Genomic DNA, 19273 nt, shown 5'->3' with positions numbered 1-19273 from the left:
CGAACGGGGATTGCAGGGGGAGAAGTCGCCTGCAGGCTAACCACGGTCCGCGGTGCTCACACGGGCGTCACGGCCACTGTTCCCCCAAGGTTCACGACGGGTATACGTACGGCTCATGCGGGCCGAGCGGACGTCGTCGCGCAGCCCGGTCCCGGAACGGCCCGTCGATGATCATGGAGAAGATCGGGTTCCGAGCGACCTGGAAGCCGCCTTTCGCCATGATCAACAGTGCCGGGCCGTGCGCGGTGGGCTGACGTGGTGTCTCTTCGGCCATCTCGGGTCCGTCGTCGGGCCGCTGAGCTGCGCCGACAGGAGCGGACAAGGTCAACATTCCTGGATACATATTGCCGGAAGGGTAGCCTCACCTCTCTGCGGCCCTGAAAGTAGCAGCCCTGTGACCTGCAGGTTTCGGAGATATACAAAATCTGATTTCGCCGCTCAGAACTATGGACAAGCAGATTGGATACCTAATACGCTCGCCGCCACCAACCACCGAGTGGGGTGACAGTGACGGCGGACGAACTCTCGATCGCCCGGGCCATCCAGGCCGGGTTGATCGCCGGGGGCGCGGGTCTGGTGACCTACCTGCCCGACAGCCGGTTCGCGGCGCTCGAGGGGCTGCTCGAGCAGGACCCGAGGCTGCGGGTCGTGCGGTGTGCGCGCGAGGACGAGGGCGTCGCCGTCGCCATGGGCGCGGCGCTGGGTGGCCTGCTGCCGGTCGCCGTCATGGAGGGCACCGGGCTGGGCCTCTGCGGACTCGTCCTCGCCCGCGCCCGGGTCCAGCACACGCCGTTGCTGCTGCTGGTGTCGCACACCGACGGGCCCGGCGAGTCGCGGCCGTTCCACTCGACGGCGATCGCCGCGAGCGCCGCCGTCCTCTCCGGATTCGCCATCCCGGCCCGGGCGCTGGACGACGCGGACCGGATCACCGACGTCGTGGCGCAGACGCTGGTCACCGTCGCGACGCAGCGCTCGATCCACGCGCTCACGCTTCCCGGCCTCGTCCACACCGGGGACGACCAAAGGGCGGTGACCCATGCGACGCGTTGACGCCCTCGCGGCTCTCGTCTCCGAGCTGCCCGCCGACCACCTGGTGGTGGCCGGAGTGGGCGCCACCTCGGGCGGGCTCTGGAGCCTCGGCCCGAGCCCGGCGCACCTCTACAACATGGAGTTCGGCTACCCGTCCGCCGTCGCGCTGGGCCTGGCGCTCGCCCGGCCGGAGCGCACCGTCGTCTCCGTCGAGGGCGAGGGGTCGGCCGTGGCCGGCGTCGCGAACTGGTTCACCATCGCCCGGCTCCGCCCGCCGAACCTGTGCGTCGTCGTCTTCGACAACGGCGTCTACGGCACCGGCCCGGGCACCATCCCGAGTCCGGCCGGCGACGGGGTCCGGGTCGACGACCTCGCGGCGGCCAGCGGCTTCGACGCCGACGCGATCGCCCGGCCCACCACGCCGGACGAGGTGCGCGCGCTCGGCAAGGAGGTCGCGAGCACCCCGGGGCTGAGGTTCGCCCACGTCCGGGTCGGCCGTGACGACGTCCTGTCGAAGGGCCGCGCGGCGGTCGGCGTCACGTTCACCGAGGCCGCCATCGCGTTCGACCTGCACCTGCGCGGCGTCTACAGCACGGAGTCCGGCCAGCAGAACGGAGGCGCCCGATGAGCACGACCACCCAGGACCGGGGGCGGATCTCGCGGCGCCGGCTGCCGTGGCCGAAGCTGCTCATCCTCGTGCTCGTCGGCGTGCCGGTGCTGGTGCCGATCCTCTACGTGGTCGTGTCCAGCTTCAGCGACTCCTTTCCCGGGCAGGCGCTGAACTGGTCGTGGGCGCCCTGGGAGCGGGCCTTCGACAGCGGCCGGACGGTGCAGTCGCTGCTCGTCTCGCTGGTGCTGACGCTGCGGGTGCCGATCTCGATGGCCGTCGCGCTGTGCTTCGCCTGGTTCCTGGTGCGCGTCGACGTCCCCGGCCGCAAGTTCGTCATGTACGCGCTCTGGACGGCGTTCTTCCTCCCGGTGCTGCCCATGACGTTCGGCTGGATGCTGCTGATCAACGGCAACTCCGGCCTGCTGAACCAGCTGCTGGACCGGTTGCCGTTCGTCGACGGGCCGATCTTCAACCTGCAGACCATCCCCGGGATCATGTGGGTGCACATCACCCTCACGACGATCCCGATCATGACGATCCTGCTGGTGCCGGCCATGCGTGCCATCGACGCCAGTTACGAAGAGGCCTCGGACATCGCCGGCGCCCGCACCTCGACGACCATCCGGCGCATCACGCTGCCGCTGCTGGCCCCGGCGGTACTGGTCGCCCTGCTGGCCGGGTTCATCCGCAGCCTCGAGACGTTCGAGGTGGAGCAGATCCTCGGCACGCCGGCCGAGATCTTCGTCTACTCCACCCGCATCTTCAACCTGCTGCGCGCGTCGCCGCCGGACTACGCGCAGGCCATGGCGCTGAGCACGCTGCTGCTGGTGATCCTGGTGGCGGTGGCGCTGCTCTACCAGCGGGTCCAGTCGCGCTACGCCGACAACGCCACGCTCGGCGGCAAGGGCGTGCGGGTGCGGGAGCGCCCGCGCACCGCGAAGTCCTGGCTGGCCGCGATCGCCCTGTACGTCGCCGTGGCGGTGTGCATCGTCGGCCCGCTGGCGATGCTGGTCGCGGGCTCCTTCACCAAGCTGTTCGGGTTCTTCTTCCTCGACCAGCCGTGGACGCTGGCGCACTGGACCTCGGTCCTGACCGACTCCGACTTCGTGGGCGCGGTGAAGAACTCGGCGATCGTCGCGCTGACGGTGGGCCTGGTCGGCACGTTCGTGTTCGCTCTGCTGGGCACGGTCTTCGCCCGCAGCCGGGACCGGCTGACGCGCTGGATCTCGCTGGCCGCCTGGCTGCCGTGGGCGGTGCCGGGGCTGCTCATGGGCGTGGCCTACCTGACGGTGTTCCTCATCGTCCCGGGCCTGGCCTCGTGGCTGCAGACGCTGCTCCCGCTGATCATCGTGCTGCTCGTCCAGAGCCTGCCGCTGGGCAGCATGATGATGCAGTCCGCGGTCACCCAGGTCTCCCCGGAACTGGAGGAGGCCTCGTACGGCACCGGCGCCGGCTGGTGGCGGACCTACTTCCGCATCACGCTCCCGCTGGTCGCCCCCATGGCGGTGACGGTGTTCGTCATCACCTTCATGTCGGCGATCCGGGACATCAGCTCGACGGTGCTGCTGGCCGCGCCCGGCCACTCGACGCTGTCGCTGCTCATGTTCGAGTACGCCAACGGATCCGAACCGGAGGCGGCAGCCGTCGTCGGCGTGATCATCGCGATCATCTCGCTGGCCATGACCGCCGTCGTGCTGCGCATCGGCGAGCGCCTGAGCGTCAACTGACTGATTGCCGAAGTACGTACCTCAGCTGAGGCTCAAGGGGCCGGGAAGGAACGGGAGATGACGGAGACCGCGCAGATCGCCACGTCGCCGAAGGCGGCGGTGCATGACGTGCTCACGGTCGACCGGCTGGTCAAGACCCACCGCGGTCCCGGCCGGCGCGACGACCCCACCGCGGGGGTGCGCGCCGTCAACGGGGTGGACTTCACGGTCCGGCAGGGCGAGATCTTCACGCTCCTCGGCCCGTCCGGGTGCGGGAAGACCACCTCGCTGCGGTGCATCGCCGGATTCGAGGAGCCCGACTCCGGGCGCATCACCGTCGGCGGGCGCACGCTCTACAGCTCCGACGACGGTGTCGCCCTGCCGGCGAACCGGCGCGGCCTGGGCATGGTGTTCCAGAACTACGCCATCTGGCCGCACATGACGGTGCGCGACAACGCCGCCTACCCGCTCACGGTGCAGCGGGGCAAGGCGAAGGTGCGCCGGTCCGAGGCGCGCAGCCGGGCCGACCGCGTGCTCGAGGCGGTCGGTCTGGCCGACCTCGCCGGCCGCCGGGCGACGTCGCTGTCGGGCGGTCAGCAGCAGCGCCTGGCGCTGGCCCGGGCGATCATCATGGAGCCCCCGCTGCTGCTGCTCGACGAGCCGCTGTCGAACCTCGACGCGCGCACCCGCGACGACATGCGCGGCGAGCTCAAGCGCCTGCAGGCCGACATCGGCGTCACCATGCTCTACGTCACCCACGACCAGAGCGAGGCGCTCTCGCTCTCCAGCGCGGTCGCGGTCATGTCGAACGGCGTCATCGAGCAGATCGGCCGCCCGCTCGACGTGTACGAGCGCCCCGCGTCGCGGTTCGTCGCCGAGTTCATCGGGCACTCCAACCTGATCCTGGCCACCCTGTCCCAGGCCGCCGCCGACGGGCATTGTGAGGTCGACACCGTCCTCGGCCGGGTCCGGGGCCGCACGTCCACCGAGACGGCGCCGGGCAGCGAGTGCGTCGTCTGCGTCCGCCCCGAGAGCCTGGCGTTCGTCGACGCCGGGACGCCCGCCGGGCCGGAGCTGAACGTCTGGTCGGGGACGGTGAAGTCGACCACCTTCCTCGGCGAGCTCGTCGACCACGTCATCGACGTCGCCGGGCACGAGTTCTCGCTGCGCGGCAAGCCGTTCGAGGCGCGGGCCATCGGCGCCGAGGTGCACGTGGCGGCCCCAGCCGAGCTGTGCGCGGTGCTGCGGGGCTGATGACCGTGACCACCACCCAGGACTGGCCCGCCGAGGTCGTCGCCAAGATCACCGGCCGGGGCCGCTACCCGTCGGACTACGCCGTGCCGGGCTGCCGGTACGCGAGCGTCGTCCGCAGCAGCGTGCCGCACGCCGAGGTCTCGGCCGGCCTCGCAGCCGCGCGGGCGCTGCCCGGCGTGCTGGTGGTGGCGGACCGGGCGGACCTGGGGCTCGACGGCGTCGTCCGGCAGGTCGGCGACGTGGTGGCGGCGGTGGTCGCCGACAGCCAGGACGCGGCCGACCGGGCGGCGCGGGCCATCGAGGTGGACTACCGGGCGCTGCCGTTCGTCGACGACCCGTTCGCGACGGCGTCCGTGCGGATCGACGATCGGTTTGAGGACAACGTCGTGCGCGAGGTCACGCGGAGCCACGGCGACGTCGAGGCCGCGCTGGCCGCTGCCGCCGTCACGTATGCCGCCGAGTACGTCACCGGCCGGCCGGTGCACTACAACCTGGCCCGGCGCTGCTGCGTGGTCACCGTCGACGCCGACGGCGGGGTCGACATCCTGACCTCGGCCGACGCGCCCTACTTCGCCCGGCACGAGCTGGCAGTGGCGGTGGGGCTGGCCGACGACGACGTCCGGCTGACGGTGTCCGAGCTGCCCACGTCCAGCTTCGGCGGCCGGACCAGCATCAACCCGCTCTTCGAGCCGATCGCGGTCCGCCTCGCGCGGCTCTGCCCGGGGACGCCGGTGCGCCTGGCGTTCTCGCCGGCCGAGGAGCTGGGCGTCAGCCACTCGCGGCACCCGGTGCACTTCGCGCTCACTGCCGGCTGCGACGCCGGCGGCCAGCTCACCGCGCTGAAGGTCCGGGCCACGGTCGACCACGGGCCGTTCCCGTCGTTCGTCACCGACGTCGTGCTGTCCAACTGCCGCGACCGCGCGCTGGACCTGTACGCCGTCGACCACTACGACTTCGCCGGCCGGGCCGTCCTGACGCACAACCCGACGGCGGGCGAGATGCGCGGCATCGGCGTCACCCAGATCCTCTGGGCGGTCGGGGTGCACCTGGACGAGCTGGCCCGGCGGGCCGGCGTCCTGCCCGAGCGGTTCCTGCTGCGCAACGCGACCACGAAGGCCGCCTCGCAGGAGAAGGTCGTCGGCGACGCGAGCGCGACGGTGCGAGCCTGCCTCGACGCCGCCCGCGCGGCGGCCGCGCAAGCCGACGCCGTCGACCATGAGGAGACGGCGTCCTGCCGGCACGGCTGGGGCGTCGCGGCCGGGCTGCACACCAGCGGCCTCGGCACCTTCCACGGCGGCGACGCGTCCGCCGCCACCGTGCGACTGCTCGAGGGCGGCGACGTCGAGCTGGCCGTCGCCGCGCCCGACAGCGGCCAGGGCGCCGCGGCCGCCTACCGGGCCGTCGTCGCCGAGGTGCTGGACCTCGTGCCTGGACGGGTCCGGCTGTCCGCCATCTCGACCCAGACCTCGCCGTACGACCGCTGGGGGTCGGTGGCCTCCCGCGGTGCCTACGTCGTGGCGCCGGCCGCCGCCGCGGCAGCACGGGCCCTGCGCGACCGGGTGCTGGAGGTGGTCGCGGCGCACTGGGGGGTGCGTGCCGCGGACCTGCGGCTGCGGGAGTCGCGCGTGCACGCCCACGACGGCCGGTCGATCGACCTGGCCGGAGTCGCGGCGCTGGCCGGCGCCCCCGTCGAGGCGGCCGGCACGCACACGAGCGAGCAGAACCCCCCGACCTACGGCGTCTGCCTGGTCCAGGTCTGCGTCGCCGCCGACACCGGCGTGGTCCGCGTGCTGCGCGGCATCTCCGCCTACGACGTCGGGCGGGTGCTCGACGAGACGCAGTGCCGCGGCCAGCTGGTCGGCGCGTTCGCCATGGGCTGGGAGTACGCGCTCGGCAGCCAGCTCGCCGTCGACGCCGCGATCCCCGGCCCGGCCGACCCCTACGACTTCCGCTTCGCCCACATGGAGGACCTGCCGCAGGTCGAGGGCGTCCTCGTGACGACCCCCGGCTCCGCGGGCGACGCGCCCGACGCGCCGGCCCGGGGCATCGGGACGCCGGCCATCGTGTCGGTGGCCCCGGCGATCTGCAACGCGATCCGCGACGCCGTCGGGGTCCGGGTGCACCGGCTTCCGGTGTCGGCCGAGGACGTGCTGCGCGAGCTGCTGGAGCCCGCCCATGGCTGAGCGCGAGACCGCACTGACGGTGAACGGGCGGGAGTGCACGTTCGCGGCGCCCTCCGCGGCACTGGTCGACGTGCTGCGCGACGAGCTCGGGCTGACCGGGCCGAAGCTCTCGTGCGGCCAGGGCTTCTGCGGCGCCTGCACGGTCCTGGTCGACGGCGCCGCCGCCAGCTCCTGCTCGGTCCTGGTCGCCGACCTCGACGGCAGCGACGTCACCACCGTCGAGGGGCTGGCCGACGGCGACCGGCTGCACCCGGTCCAGCGCGCCTTCGCCGAGCAGTCCGGCTTCCAGTGCGGCTATTGCACGCCGGGCATGGTCATGACGACGGTCGCGCTGCTCGCGGAGCACCCCGACCCCACCGACGCCGAGATCGCCGCGTACTTCGAGGGCAACCTGTGCCGCTGCACCGGCTACGCCGCCATCGCGGCCGCCGTCCGCACCGCCGTCCGGACCGCCGGGGAGGTGCGCCGTGCTGACTGACGCCGAGGTGCTCACCGTCCCCGACCTCCCGGCCGCCCTGGCCGAGCTGGCCGCGCCGGTGCCGGCGACGGTGTGCGCCGGCGGCACCGACCTGGTGCCGCGGCTGCGCCGTGGCGAGGTCGTCACGGGCCGCGTCCTGCTGTGCCGTCGCCTCGAGGAGCTCGGGCGGATCGACGCCGACGGCGGCAGCCTGCGGATCGGCGCCGCCGTCACGTACCGCCGGATCGCCGAGTCGGCGCTGCTCACCGAGGCGCTGCCGGTGCTGCGCGACCTGTCGGCGCACCTGGCCAACCCGCGCGTACGCAACCGCGGCACCATCGGCGGGCACCTGTGCGCGGCCCGGTCCCGCTACGACGTGCTCACGCTGCTCGCGGCGCTGGACGCCCGGGCCCACGTCGCGTCGGTCCGGGGCACGCGCGTCGTCCCCGTGGCCGACGTCGTGCTGGCCGAGCGGCGGACCGTGCTCGCGCCCGACGAGCTGCTGGTCGACGTCGAGATCCCGGTGGTCCCGGCGGCGCACGAGGTCGGCTTCGAGCGCGTCGGCACCAGCCAGGGGCCGATCGTCAACGTGGCGGCGTGGGCGCGCCCGGAGCGGACGACGCTGGTCGTCGGCGCCGTCGGGGCCCGGCCTATCACGCTCGAGGTCGCCGACCCGCGCGACACCGACGACGTCGCCGGCCGGGTCCGCGCGGCGGCCCTGTCCGACGAGCCCGGCCTGGCGAGTCCCTGGTACCGCGCGCAGGTCGCGCCCACCCTGGCGGTGCGCCTGCTGGGCCGGCTGCGCCCCGCGGGGAGGGCGGGCTGATGGCGGCGCCGTCGTCGCTCACGCACGCGCTGGCCGAGCTCGAGCGGCTGGACGCGGCCGGGCTCCTGACCGAGCTGATCGAGACGCCGTCGCCGACCGGTGCGGAGCGCCCGCTCGCCGAGCGGCTCGCGGCCCGGTTCCGCGCCGCCGGACTGCCGGCCGACGTGCGGCCGGTGGGCGGCGAGTCCGCGAACGTGGTGGTCGGAGGCGAGCCCGACGGCCGGCCCTCCCTGCTGATCTACGGGCAGCTCGACACCACGTTCAGCGGCGACACCGACCAGGACCGGCCACTGCTCGCCGGCCGGGCCGACCCCGAGTTCCGGCCGGTCGCGGAGCGGTCGGGCGACTGGATGCTGGGCCTGGGCGCGGAGAACCCGAAGGGCTACCTGGCCGCCGGGGTGCTGGCGATGCTGGCCCTGGCCGCGGCCGGGCAGCCGCGGAACGTGCAGGTGGTCGGCGGGTTCTGCGCCGCCGGCATGCCCGCGCTGCCGCTCGGCTTCGGCCGCGGCGTCCGGGCGCTGCTGGCCGGCGTCGCGCCGGTCACCGCGGCGATCGTCCCGAAGCCGGGCTTCGCTGCCAGCTGGGAGGAAGTGGGCATCGCGGTCTACCGGCTCACCGTCGAGGGCGGCGTCGGCTACACCGGCATCCGCGGCTACGAACCCGAGGAGAACACCGTCGCCCAGGCCGCCCGCGTGGTCGGCGCGCTCGAGCACTGGTTCGCCGACTACGGCGACCGCTTCGCCACCGAGTACTGCCGGCCGCGCGGCGCGGTCGTCGCTATCAGCGGCGGCGACCCCGCGCGGCCGGCGTTCTGGCCCGAGACCTGCACCATCGACGTCGACCTGCGGCTGCCGCCCGGCGTCGCGGTGCAGCGCGTCGACGACGAGCTGCGCGCGGAGGTCGTGCGGATCGTCGCGCGGCTGGGCGTGGCGGTGTCCGTGGAGCGGGTGCAGGCGGTGCCCGGCGCCACGACGTCGCCCGGCGCGCCGGTCGTGCGCAGCGCCGTCGCCGCCTGGGAGGACCTCACCGGCGACACCCACGAGCCGCGCACCGCGACCAGCGGCTACACCGACGCCGTCGTCCTGCGCGCCGCCGGAGTCGACACCGTCCGCGCCGGCATGCCGCGACCGCCGCGGCGCGACGGCGGCCCGCCGTTCTCGATGGGCGCTGTGCACCTGCCCAGCCTGCTGACCCTCGCCGAGTGGCTGGTCCGCACGGTGACCACCTACGACCAGCACGAAGGAGCGCACCCGTGACCGCGACCACTGCGGACCTGGCGATGAGCGAGCACGACGTCGACGTCGCCGGCGACCTGACGATCCACTACGCCGAGGGCGGGTCGGGCCACCCGGTCATCTGCCTGCACGGCACCGGGCCGGGCTCCAGCGGGCTGGCCAGCTACGTGCGCAACGTGCCGGCGCTGACCCCGCACTACCGCACCCTGGTGCCCGACCTGCCGAGGTTCGGCAAGTCGTCGAAGGTGTTCGTCACCGAGCCGCGGCTGGACTTCACCTCGCGGGCCGTGCGCTCCTTCATGGACGCCCTCGGCATCGAGAAGGCGCACCTGATCGGCAACTCCATGGGTGCCCAGACGGCGATGAAGGTCGCCATCGACGCGCCCGAGCGGGTGGAGCGGCTCGTGCTCATGGCGCCCGCCGTCGCCGGCCACAGCCTGCAGACGCCCATGCCGACCGAGGCCGTCCAGCTGATCTCGGAGTACTACGGGGGCGACGGGCCGTCGCGGCAGAAGATGCGCGACGTGCTCGAGCGACTGGTGTACGACAGGGCGTTCGTCACCGACGAGGTCGTCGAGGAGCGCTACCAGGCCAGCGTCGACCCCGAGACGATCCGGGTCAACGCGAAGGGCCACTGGGGCCGGCAGAGCCTCGAGGGCGAGCTCACCAAGGTCGTCGCGCCCACCCTGCTGGTCTGGGGCCACGACGACCGCGCGACCCCGTTCGACCACGCCCTGCTGCTGCTCAAGAAGCTGCCCGACGCCCGGCTGCACGTCTTCGCCCGGTGCGGCCACTGGGCCAACGTCGAGCGCGCCGACGAGTTCAACGCCGTCGCGCTCGACTTCCTCGGCCGGCCCTGACCGCGCACCCGACCCGAAAGGACCCGACATGGAGATCGCCCTCGGCATCGCGTGCTCGCACGCGGGCCTGATCGCCACCCGGCGCGACCAGGGGTCGCCGGACCAGTCCGGCCGCTACTTCGCCGCCGCCGACCTGCTGCGCGAGCAGATCCGCGACCTCGCTCCCGACGCGATCGTCGTGCTCGGCACCGACCACATGAAGGCGTACACGCTGGCCGGCGGCATCCCGCCCGCCGCCATCGGCGTCGGCACCGTCGCCCACGGCCTCGGCGACGCCGGCGTTCCGGCCCGCGACATCCCCGTGCACGCGGACCTGGCGGCCGGGCTGCTCGAGGCGTACACGGCGGCCGGTGGCGCGCTGACGTTCGCCGAGGAGATCCGCATCGACCACTCGTTCGTGGTGCCGCTGGACTTGTTCGACCCCGAGGCGAGCTTCCCGATCGTGGCGATCACCCAGAACTGCAACGTGCCGCCGCGGCCGACCATGCAGGCCGGCTACGACCTCGGCACCGGCCTGCGGGCCGCGATCGACACGCTGCCCGGGCGGGTGGTCTTCATCGCCACCGGCGGGCTCTCGCACTGGGTGGGCGACGAGCGGCGCCGCGCGTTCATGCAGCGCCAGCCGGGGTCCCGGCTGGCCGACCTCGCGCAGCACCCGGTCGAGCTCGAGGAGACCGGGCCGGTCAACGAGCGGTTCGACAAGGAGTTCCTCGACGCCGTGCAGGCCGGTGACATCGCCGGGTTCCTGCGGGGCTGGCCGGACGACCGGCTCGAGCAGGAGGCCGGCAACGGCGCACACGAGCTGCGGAACTGGGCGACGGCCGCCGGGTTCCTCGGCGACGCGCCCGGCGAGGTGCTGGCATACGAGCCGATCGCGGAGTGGCTGACCGGAGTCGGCATCGTCCGCTTCACGCCGTCCGGGAACTGAGAGGTAGTCCATGACTCTGTCGGAACAGGCCGCTGACCAGACGTCCCCGCGACGCCGCGGCAAGGCGAGCCTCGGCCGGCTCGACTGGTCCACCTGGCCGACCTACCAGGCGGCGGGCCTCGGCCTGCGCGACCACTGGTACCCGGTCATGTGGGCGAAGGACGTCGGCCAGCGGCCGATTCCGATCGTCGTCTCGGGCGAGAAGATCGTCATCGGCCGCAACCGCGGCAAAGTCTGGGCGCTCGCCGACCGCTGCCCGCACCGCGGCGTTCCGCTGCACCTCGGCTCGGTCGAGTTCCCCGGGACCATCAGCTGCGCCTACCACGGCTGGACGTTCGACACCTCGAACGGCGTGCTGTGCGCGGCGATCACCGACGGCCCGCGCTCGCCGATCGTCGGGAAGGTCAGCGTCGCCCGCTACCCGGTCGAGGAGCGGCTGGGCCTGGTCTGGATCTACATCGCCCGCGACCCCGACGACCGCGACCAGCCGGTGCGGCCGCTCGACGAGGACCTGCCGGCCGAGCTCGTGTCGAACGCCACCACCGTCGTCGGCCGGATCGAGCCCGGGCGCGGCGGCAACTGGCGCTACGCCACCGAGAACGGCTTCGACGAGGGACACGCGAAGTACCTGCACCGGCACGCCCTGTGGACGCTCTTCCGCGAGCTGCCGGTCTGGAACGAGACCAAGGTCATGCGCTCCGACGACGGCCGCTGGGTGATCCGCCGGCAGGTCAACTCGTACTGGGAGGAGTCGTTCCCGGGCCTCGGCACGTGGACGCAGCGGCGCTGGTGGAAGTTCAAGCGGACCTCGCACGGGCCGTTCAAGGGCAAGCGGGCCGAGCCGGTGCTCGCGTCGCTGGACCTGCCGGCGAAGGCGTCGGTGGGCCTGCCCGGCGTGGTCCGCATCGCCTACGGCCGCTACGTGCACTACGAGTGGGCCGTCGCGGAGGGAGCCGACTCGCACCGCTACGTGCAGCTGCTGGTCAGCTTCGCCCGCAGTCCCATCGAGCGGCTCTGGTTCCGGCTGAAGTACCGGCTGTTCATCCGCTGGGTGTTCCACGGGCAGTTCACCGGCCAGGACGCCTGGATGGTCGACGTCATGGAGGTTCCGCCGGAGCGGCTGTACCGGCCCGACTCGTCGGTCCTCGAGTGGCGCCGGTTCGTCGAGGACGAGGAAGCCGGCCGTCAGGGCACCGAGTCCGCGGAACCGAACGACTGAGCGGAGGGAGACACGATGCCGCGCAAGAAGACCGAGCTGGCCGTGGACTCGCGGTTCCACGGCGTCGTCGCCGAGCTCGCCTCGACGTTCGACAGCACCGGTGACGCCGTCTATCACGTGCTGCGCGAGAGCATCATCCGCGGCGCGCTCGCCCCGGGCGAGTGGCTGCGGCAGGAGGCGATCGCCGAGGCCATCGGCGTCTCGCGGGTGCCCGTGCGCAGCGCGCTGATCCGGCTGGAGGCCGAAGGGCTGCTGGCCATGCACGGCCGCCGCGGGGCCCAGGTCCGGATGCTCTCGGTGGCCCGCGTCAACGAGATCTGCCGGCTGCGCGTCCTGCTGGAGTCGCACGCCCTGAAGCTCTCGATGGCCCGCATGACCTCTGCTCGCATCGAGCGGCTGCGCGGCCTCGCCGGTGAGCTCGACTCCGGCATCGGGGGCGCCGAGCTCAACGAGGTCCGCGACCGCTTCTACCGCGAGCTGTACGACCACGATCACAACCCCGTCCTCGTCGAGACCATCGAGGGCTTCCGCGGGCAGGTCAGCCGGCCCTGGCCGAACTACCGGCTGCCCGGCGCGACCCCGGACCGCTACCAGGACCTCGTCGCCCTGGTGGGCGACGGCGACCTCGCCGGCGCGGACGCCTGGGTGTACGCCCACGTCGAGAAGGTGCGCGGCCACCTGCACGCGATCGCGGAGACGGAGGAGCAGGCATGAGCGCGTCCACCGCCGTCGAGGAGGCGGCCGCCCGGCTGCGCGGCGCGGAGCACAGCCGCACGCCGTGCGCCCCGGTGCGCGACCTCATCGGCGCCGACGACGTCGAAGCCGCCTACGCGGTCCAGGCCGTGAACCTGCGCCGTCGCTACGACGCCGGCCGGGTCCGGGTGGGCCGCAAGATCGGCCTCACCTCGCCCGCGGTCCAGCGTCAGCTCGGCGTCGACAGCCCCGACTTCGGCGCGCTGCTCGACGACATGGTGGTGCCCGACGGCGGCGCCGTCCCCGCCGGGCGGCTGCTGCAGCCGAAGGTCGAGGCCGAGGTCGCGTTCTGGCTCGCCGCGGACATCGACGCCGAGGTCGCCGACCCGCGGGAGCTGCGCGACGCCGTCGAGGCGGTCGGGGCGGCCATCGAGGTGGTCGACAGCCGCATCGCCGGGTGGGACATCACGCTCGGCGACACCGTGGCGGACAACGCCTCGAGTGGCATGTTCGTCGTCTCCGGGACCCGGGTGCCGCTCACCGAGGTCGAGCCCGCGGGCGTCGTCATGAGCCTGACGCGCGACGGCGACGGCGCCGTCGTCTCCGAGGGGACCGGCGCCGCCTGCCTGGGCGACCCGCTCGCGGCGCTGGCCTGGCTGGCCGCCGCCGCGATGCGGTTCGGCGACCCGCTGCGCGCCGGCGAGGTGGTGCTCAGCGGCGCCCTCGGACCCATGGTCGCCGCGTCGCCCGGCGACCGTTTCACCGCCGGCATCAGCGGCCTCGGCCCGGTGTCGGTCTCCTTCGCGGACAGGGAGGACTGACCATGGCCACGACGGTGGCGATCATCGGCTCCGGGAACATCGGCTCGGACCTGATGGTGAAGATCATCCGCACGTCGCCGGTGCTCGAGGTGGGTGCGCTCGTCGGCATCGACCCGGCGTCCGACGGGCTGGCCCGGGCCGCGCGGCTCGGCGTCCCGGCGGTCTCCACGGGCGTCGCGGGCCTGCTGGACCTGCCGAACGCCGGGGACATCGAACTCGTCTTCGATGCGACGTCCGCGGCGGCGCACCTGCGCAACGCCGAGCTGCTGCGCGACCACCCGGCCCGGATCGTCGACCTGACGCCGGCGGCCATCGGGCCGTACGTGGTGCCGCCGGTGAACCTGCGCGAGCACCTGCACGAACGCAACCTCAACATGGTGACCTGCGGCGGCCAGGCGACCATCCCGATCGTCGCGGCGGTCGCGTCGGTGACCCCGGTGCGCTACGCCGAGATCGTCGCTTCGATCGCCTCCCGCTCGGCCGGCCCCGGCACGCGGGCCAACATCGACGAGTTCACCGCGACGACGGCGCGCGCCATCGAGATCGTCGGCGGGGCGGAGCAGGGCAAGGCGATCATCGTCCTGAACCCGGCCGAGCCGCCCATGGTCATGCGCGACACCGTCATCTGCATCGTCGACGAGGCCGACCGCGAGGCCGTCGACCACGCCGTCACCACCATGGTCGAGAACGTCCGGCAGTACGTGCCCGGCTACCGGCTCAAGCAGCCGGTGCAGTTCCGCCCGATCGACGAGCGGAGCACCGAGTGGGACCTGGTCCGGGCCCGCAAGGGCGGCCCCGGCTGGGTCGTGACGGTGTTCCTCGAGGTGGAGGGCGCCGGGCACTACCTGCCGGCCTACGCCGGCAACCTCGACATCATGACCTCCGCCGCGCTGCGCGTCGGCGAGCGGCTGGTCGAGGAGGTGGCCGCGCGATGACCGTCGACCTCTACATCCAGGACGTCACCCTGCGTGACGGGATGCACGCGATCCGGCACCGCTACTCGCTGGAGGACGTGCGCACCATCGCCGCCGCGCTCGACGCCGCCGGCGTCGCGGCCATCGAGGTCTCGCACGGCGACGGGCTCAACGGCAGCAGCGCCACCTACGGGCCCGGGGCGCACACCGACCTCGAGTGGCTGGCGGCGGCCGCGTCCGTGGTGACGAACGCCAGGCTGACAACGCTCCTGTTGCCCGGCATCGGCACCATCGAGGACCTCGAGCGGGCCTTCGACGCCGGCGCCACCTCGGTGCGCATCGCGACCCACTGCACCGAGGCCGACATCGCCGAACAGCACATCGCCAAGGCCCGCGACCTCGGCATGGACGTCGCCGGGTTCCTGATGATGTCGCACATGGCCGAGCCGGCCGAGCTGGCCCGGCAGGCCGTGATCATGCAGGGCGCCGGCGCGCACTGCGTCTACGTCACCGACTCCGGCGGCCGGCTGACCATGACCGGCGTCCGCGACCGGGTCCGCGCCTACCGCGACGCCCTGGATCCCGGCACCGAGATCGGCATCCACGCGCACCACAACCTGGGGCTGGGTGTGGCCAACAGCGTCGTCGCCGTCGAGGAGGGCACCGTCCGCGTCGACGCGTCGCTGGCCGGGCAGGGCGCCGGTGCCGGCAACTGCCCGATCGAGGTCTTCATCGCCGTCGCCGACCTCACCGGCTGGCGGCACGGTTGCGACCTGTTCGCCCTGATGGACGCCGCCGACGACCTCGTGCGGCCCCTGCAGGACCGGCCCGTCCGCGTCGACCGCGAGACGCTGACGCTCGGCTACGCGGGCGTGTACTCGAGCTTCCTGCGCCACGCCGAGAACGCCGCCGAGCACTACGGCCTCGACGCCCGCTCGATCCTCGTCGAGGCCGGGCGGCGCAAGCTGGTCGGCGGCCAGGAGGACCTCCTCGCCGACGTCGCGCTCTCAGTGCTCGCGAAGAAGGAGGGCACGTGAGCGGCGACGTCGTGAGCGACCTGCTGATCGTGGGGGCCGGGCCGGTGGGCCTGTACGCGGCCTACTACGCCGGCGTCCGCGGCCTGACGACGACGGTGGTCGACTCGCTGCCCGAGACCGGCGGCCAGATCTCGGCGATGTACCCCGAGAAGCCGATCTACGACGTCGCCGGCTTCCCGGCGGTCCGGGGCCGCGACCTCGTCGCCGGGCTGATGGAGCAGGCGGCGGAGTTCGCGCCGGCCTACCTGCTGTCGCGCCGGGCCGAGACCCTCACACGTGCGGACGGCGCGTTCGTGGTGGGCCTCGACGACGGTGTCACCGTGCGGTGCCGCGCGATGGTCATCACGGCGGGGATCGGCACCTTCACCCCGCGGCCGCTGCCGGCCGGCACCGACTGGCTCGGCCGCGGGCTGTCCTACTTCGTCCCGTCCCTGCAGGCGCACGCCGGGCAGGACGTGGTCGTCGTCGGCGGCGGGGACAGCGCCTGCGACTGGGCGCTGAGCCTGCTGCCGATCGCGCGGTCGGTCACCCTCGTGCACCGCCGGGCGGAGTTCCGGGCGCACGAGCACACCGTCCGCCAGCTGCACGCGTCGCCGGTCGAGGTGATCCGCGACGCGGAGGTCACCGGCCTCGCCGGCGCCGAGCGGCTGGACCGGGTCGAGATCTCGGTCCGCGGCAGCGAGACCCCGCTCGTCCGCCGGGCCGACGCGGTCATCGCCGCCCTGGGCTTCACGGCGAACCTCGGGCCCCTGCGCGCGTGGGGGCTGCGGTTGAACAGCAACCGCTTCATCGCCGTCGACACCACCATGTCGACCGGCGTCGAGGGCGTCTACGCGGCCGGCGACATCACCGACTACCCCGGGAAGGTGCGGCTGATCTCCGTCGGCTTCGGGGAGGCCGCCCTGGCGGTGAACAACGCCGCCGTCCACCTCGCCCCCGATCAGCAGCTGTTCCCCGGCCACTCGACGGACGCCGTGCCGGCCCTGGCCGGCCAGTAAGGGAGGCACGCCATGGCCTACGTCATCGGTTCCTCGTGCATCGACGTCATGGACCGCTCCTGCCTGCAGGAATGCCCCATCGACTGCATCTACGAGGGTGCTCGCAAGCTCTACATCAACCCCGTCGAGTGCATCGACTGCGGCGCCTGCGAGCCGGTGTGCCCCGAGGAGGCCATCGCCGCCGACCGTCGCATCGCCGCCGAGCAGCGGGAGTTCGTCGAGGACAACGCCCGGTTCTTCACCGAGGCGCTGCCCGGGCGGAGCGAGCCGGTGGGGACGCCCGGCTCCGCCGCCGCCGTCGGCCCCCTGGGCGTGGACACCCCGCTGGTGTCCGGTTTCGGAGCGCCCTGAGTACGTCAGCACAGCCAACCCACAACCCGATCGGTCCACAGGAGGTCACGATCATGAAGGGTTCCATCAGAAGACGAGGGCTGGCCGCCGTCGCGGCCGTCCTGGCTGCCGGCGTGGTCGCCGCCAGCTGCTCCTCCGGAGACGACGGTTCCACCGCCAGCGAGTCCACGCCCGACGAGGCCACCGCCGAGTGGCTGGAGGGCGCCGACGCCGAGTGGGACGCCGTCATGGAGGAGGCGCGCGAGGAGGGCACGGTCGTCGTCGCCGGCCCCGCGCCGCTCGCCGACGCGATGACCGAGGCGTTCAAGGCCGACACCGGCATCGACCTCGAGTGGGTCGGCGGCAGCGGCAGCGACCTCTCCTCGCGGTTCGAGACCGAGGTCCGCGCCGGGCACGCGTCGATCGACCTGCTCTTCGGCGGCGGCAACGAGCTCGAGACCCTGCTGCCGGACGGCCTGCTCGAGCCGATCAAGCCGCAGCTCATCCTGCCGTCGGTGCAGGAAGGGCCGAACTGGCGCGAGGGCACCTGGCACTGGTACGACAACGCCGGGCAGTACCTGTTCCAGGGCACGACCTACGTGTTCGGCTACGTCACGGTGAACGGCGACATGGTCGACGCGTCGGCCATCGAGACCTGGGACGACCTGCTCGACCCCGAGTACAAGGGCAAGATCATCGCCTACGACCCGCGCAGCAACGGCCCGGGTCAGGGTGCCGTCGGCGCCATGGCCCTGGCGCTGGACTACCCGTACCTCGAGCAGCTCTTCACCGAGCAGGACGTCACGTTCGTCGCCGACAACGACCAGCTCGCCCAGGCGGTGGCGCGCGGCGACCAGCCGATCGCGCTGGCGCTGATCCAGCAGCAGATCGAGAAGTTCGTGGCCGAGGGCATCAACCTCGAGGTCGTCCTGCCCGAGCCGATGCCCGGCTACCTGACCCCCGGCTTCGGCGTGGTGCGCCAGGCCAAGGGCGCGCCGCACCCGGCCGCCGCGCAGGTCTTCCTCAACTGGTACGCGAGCAAGAACGGCCAGCAGACCTACCAGGACGTCATGCTCGAGTCGAGCAACCGCCTCGACACCGACAAGTCGAAGCTGCCCGACTACACGGTGCCGCAGGAGGGCGTCGACTACCTCAACGACGGCCTCAGCGAGGACTACTACGTCACCGATCGCAAGGTCGTGATCGAGCAGGTCACCGAGCTCATCGGCGGCCGCTGACGGGGCCCGCGCCCCGCGGGCGCTACGGCGTGGCCGTGGCGCCCGCAGGGGCGGTCTCGCCGGACGCCGGGGTGGCGTCCCCGTCCTCGGCGGGGGAGCCGGCCTCGACGGCGTCGACCTGCTCCTGGGTGTAGCCGCAGTAGTTGATCGCCTCGCGCTGCCAGTAGCTCACGAGGCGGTCCTTGCCGTCGGCGTGGGCGTCGGCGACGGTGCCCTCGTAGATGCGCCCGTCCTGGGACTCGCGGTTGACGTCGGGCACCTCGGCGCAGACGTGGAAGACCGAGCCGGACCGGGTCCAGTAGACGAGGTTCTCGCCGGTCAGCTGCTCGACGATGTTCGTCTCCTCGGCGTACTGCTCCGTCGACGGTGCGTCGAGGTCGGCGCCGATGAAGCCCGCGATGCCGAGGACGACGATGGCGATGCCGCCGGCGATGCCCTTCTGCTTGCCGTCCATGTCCTTGTTGGTGAAGATCAGGACGATCAGCGGCAGGAACGCGATGACGGTGATGATCGCGCCGAGCTGGTTCTGGACGAAGAACCGGACCGTGTCCTTCCTGGACGCGGGGTCGAGCCGGTTGGCCTTCTTCCACAGCAGCGAGCCGCCGATGGCGAGCGCGCCGATGACGACGATCATGATGATGAGCAGGACCATGTTCACCGGGTCCTGCTGGAGCACCCAGAAGATCGCGAACGCCTCGCCGGCGATGGCGAGCGCCCACAGCCCCGCGGTGAACAACCGCAGACGCGTGGCCTGCTTCTTCGCCTCAGGGGTCGGTGTCCAGGTGGGCTCGTCGGGTAGGTCGGACCCGGCGCCGGACCCGCCGCCGGACGACCGGCCGGTCGCGGCCTCGGGAGCCGACTCGACCCGGACGACTTCCTTCTTCTTCCTGCTCCGCTGCGCCACGATGCTCCTCCCCACGCCGTGATTGGCGGCA

The 19273-nt window shown here is 72.9% G+C and carries 20 protein-coding genes; 18 read left to right on the top strand and 2 right to left on the bottom strand.

Going from position 1 to position 19273, the window contains the following annotated elements; all coding sequences use genetic code 11:
• Positions 1–91 precede the first annotated feature (91 nt).
• A complete protein-coding gene (locus HD601_RS03555) occupies positions 92–274 on the bottom strand; it encodes a hypothetical protein (protein WP_184819400.1) in 183 nt (60 codons plus the stop codon).
• Positions 275–507: 233 nt separating this feature from the next.
• Here HD601_RS03555 and HD601_RS03550 point away from each other — a divergent pair, with 233 nt between their 5' ends.
• From HD601_RS03550 to HD601_RS03465, 18 genes are read left to right on the top strand one after another with little or no spacing between them, the layout of a single operon-like run.
• Positions 508–1050 carry a thiamine pyrophosphate-binding protein gene (locus HD601_RS03550; RefSeq protein WP_184819398.1) on the top strand — a complete coding sequence of 181 codons (543 nt, stop codon included), beginning with the start codon at positions 508–510 and terminating at the stop codon, positions 1048–1050.
• Positions 1037–1657, top strand: coding sequence for a thiamine pyrophosphate-dependent enzyme (locus HD601_RS03545; RefSeq protein WP_184819396.1), 621 nt, complete (start codon positions 1037–1039; stop codon positions 1655–1657). The genes HD601_RS03550 and HD601_RS03545 overlap by 14 nt, the downstream gene beginning before the upstream one ends.
• Positions 1654–3366, top strand: coding sequence for an ABC transporter permease (locus tag HD601_RS03540; protein ID WP_184819394.1), 1713 nt, complete (start codon positions 1654–1656; stop codon positions 3364–3366). The genes HD601_RS03545 and HD601_RS03540 overlap by 4 nt, the downstream gene beginning before the upstream one ends.
• Positions 3367–3423: 57 nt before the next feature.
• Complete coding sequence (locus HD601_RS03535; RefSeq protein WP_184819392.1) at positions 3424–4599, top strand: ABC transporter ATP-binding protein; 1176 nt, start codon at positions 3424–3426, stop codon at positions 4597–4599.
• Positions 4599–6782 (top strand): xanthine dehydrogenase family protein molybdopterin-binding subunit, encoded by a 2184-nt coding sequence (locus HD601_RS03530; RefSeq protein WP_184819390.1) that lies wholly within the window; start codon positions 4599–4601, stop codon positions 6780–6782. The genes HD601_RS03535 and HD601_RS03530 overlap by 1 nt, the downstream gene beginning before the upstream one ends.
• Complete coding sequence (locus HD601_RS03525; RefSeq protein ID WP_184819388.1) at positions 6775–7260, top strand: (2Fe-2S)-binding protein; 486 nt, start codon at positions 6775–6777, stop codon at positions 7258–7260. Before HD601_RS03530 ends, HD601_RS03525 begins: the two co-directional genes overlap by 8 nt.
• Positions 7250–8065, top strand: coding sequence for an FAD binding domain-containing protein (locus tag HD601_RS03520; protein ID WP_184819386.1), 816 nt, complete (start codon positions 7250–7252; stop codon positions 8063–8065). The genes HD601_RS03525 and HD601_RS03520 overlap by 11 nt, the downstream gene beginning before the upstream one ends.
• Positions 8065–9321: a M20/M25/M40 family metallo-hydrolase gene (locus tag HD601_RS03515; RefSeq protein WP_184819384.1), complete on the top strand. Its 1257-nt coding sequence runs from the start codon at positions 8065–8067 to the stop codon at positions 9319–9321. The genes HD601_RS03520 and HD601_RS03515 overlap by 1 nt, the downstream gene beginning before the upstream one ends.
• Complete coding sequence (locus tag HD601_RS03510) at positions 9318–10160, top strand: alpha/beta fold hydrolase (protein WP_184819382.1); 843 nt, start codon at positions 9318–9320, stop codon at positions 10158–10160. Before HD601_RS03515 ends, HD601_RS03510 begins: the two co-directional genes overlap by 4 nt.
• Positions 10161–10188: 28 nt before the next feature.
• Complete coding sequence (locus HD601_RS03505) at positions 10189–11088, top strand: DODA-type extradiol aromatic ring-opening family dioxygenase (protein WP_184819380.1); 900 nt, start codon at positions 10189–10191, stop codon at positions 11086–11088.
• A gap of 10 nt (positions 11089–11098) precedes the next feature.
• Entirely contained in the window at positions 11099–12307 is a 1209-nt protein-coding gene (locus tag HD601_RS03500) for a Rieske 2Fe-2S domain-containing protein (protein ID WP_184819378.1), read from the top strand.
• Between the two features lie 15 nt (positions 12308–12322).
• Positions 12323–13021 carry a GntR family transcriptional regulator gene (locus tag HD601_RS03495; protein WP_184819376.1) on the top strand — a complete coding sequence of 233 codons (699 nt, stop codon included), beginning with the start codon at positions 12323–12325 and terminating at the stop codon, positions 13019–13021.
• Entirely contained in the window at positions 13018–13821 is an 804-nt protein-coding gene (locus HD601_RS03490; RefSeq protein ID WP_184819374.1) for a 2-keto-4-pentenoate hydratase, read from the top strand. Before HD601_RS03495 ends, HD601_RS03490 begins: the two co-directional genes overlap by 4 nt.
• 2 nt (positions 13822–13823) lie before the next feature.
• Positions 13824–14756, top strand: a complete 933-nt coding sequence (locus tag HD601_RS03485; RefSeq protein WP_184819372.1) for an acetaldehyde dehydrogenase (acetylating) — start codon at positions 13824–13826, stop codon at positions 14754–14756.
• A complete protein-coding gene (dmpG, locus tag HD601_RS03480) occupies positions 14753–15772 on the top strand; it encodes a 4-hydroxy-2-oxovalerate aldolase (protein ID WP_184819370.1) in 1020 nt (339 codons plus the stop codon). The genes HD601_RS03485 and dmpG overlap by 4 nt, the downstream gene beginning before the upstream one ends.
• Positions 15769–16770 (top strand): FAD-dependent oxidoreductase, encoded by a 1002-nt coding sequence (locus HD601_RS03475; protein WP_184819368.1) that lies wholly within the window; start codon positions 15769–15771, stop codon positions 16768–16770. Before dmpG ends, HD601_RS03475 begins: the two co-directional genes overlap by 4 nt.
• Positions 16771–16782: 12 nt before the next feature.
• The gene (fdxA, locus tag HD601_RS03470; protein ID WP_184819366.1) at positions 16783–17121 is read left to right on the top strand and encodes a ferredoxin; all 339 of its coding nucleotides are present in this window, start codon (positions 16783–16785) and stop codon (positions 17119–17121) included.
• A 53-nt stretch (positions 17122–17174) separates the two neighbouring features.
• A complete protein-coding gene (locus HD601_RS03465) occupies positions 17175–18338 on the top strand; it encodes an ABC transporter substrate-binding protein (protein WP_184819364.1) in 1164 nt (387 codons plus the stop codon).
• A gap of 22 nt (positions 18339–18360) precedes the next feature.
• Here HD601_RS03465 and HD601_RS03460 read toward each other — a convergent pair whose 3' ends face one another.
• Complete coding sequence (locus tag HD601_RS03460) at positions 18361–19242, bottom strand: hypothetical protein (protein WP_184819362.1); 882 nt, start codon at positions 19240–19242, stop codon at positions 18361–18363.
• Between the last annotated feature and the right edge of the window lie 31 nt (positions 19243–19273).

The sequence above is a fragment of the Jiangella mangrovi genome (assembly GCF_014204975.1).
GTDB classification, from domain to species: Bacteria; Actinomycetota; Actinomycetes; order Jiangellales; family Jiangellaceae; genus Jiangella; species Jiangella mangrovi.
The sequence above is the reverse complement of the archived record's forward strand: the minus strand, read 5'-3'. Positions and strand labels throughout refer to the sequence as shown.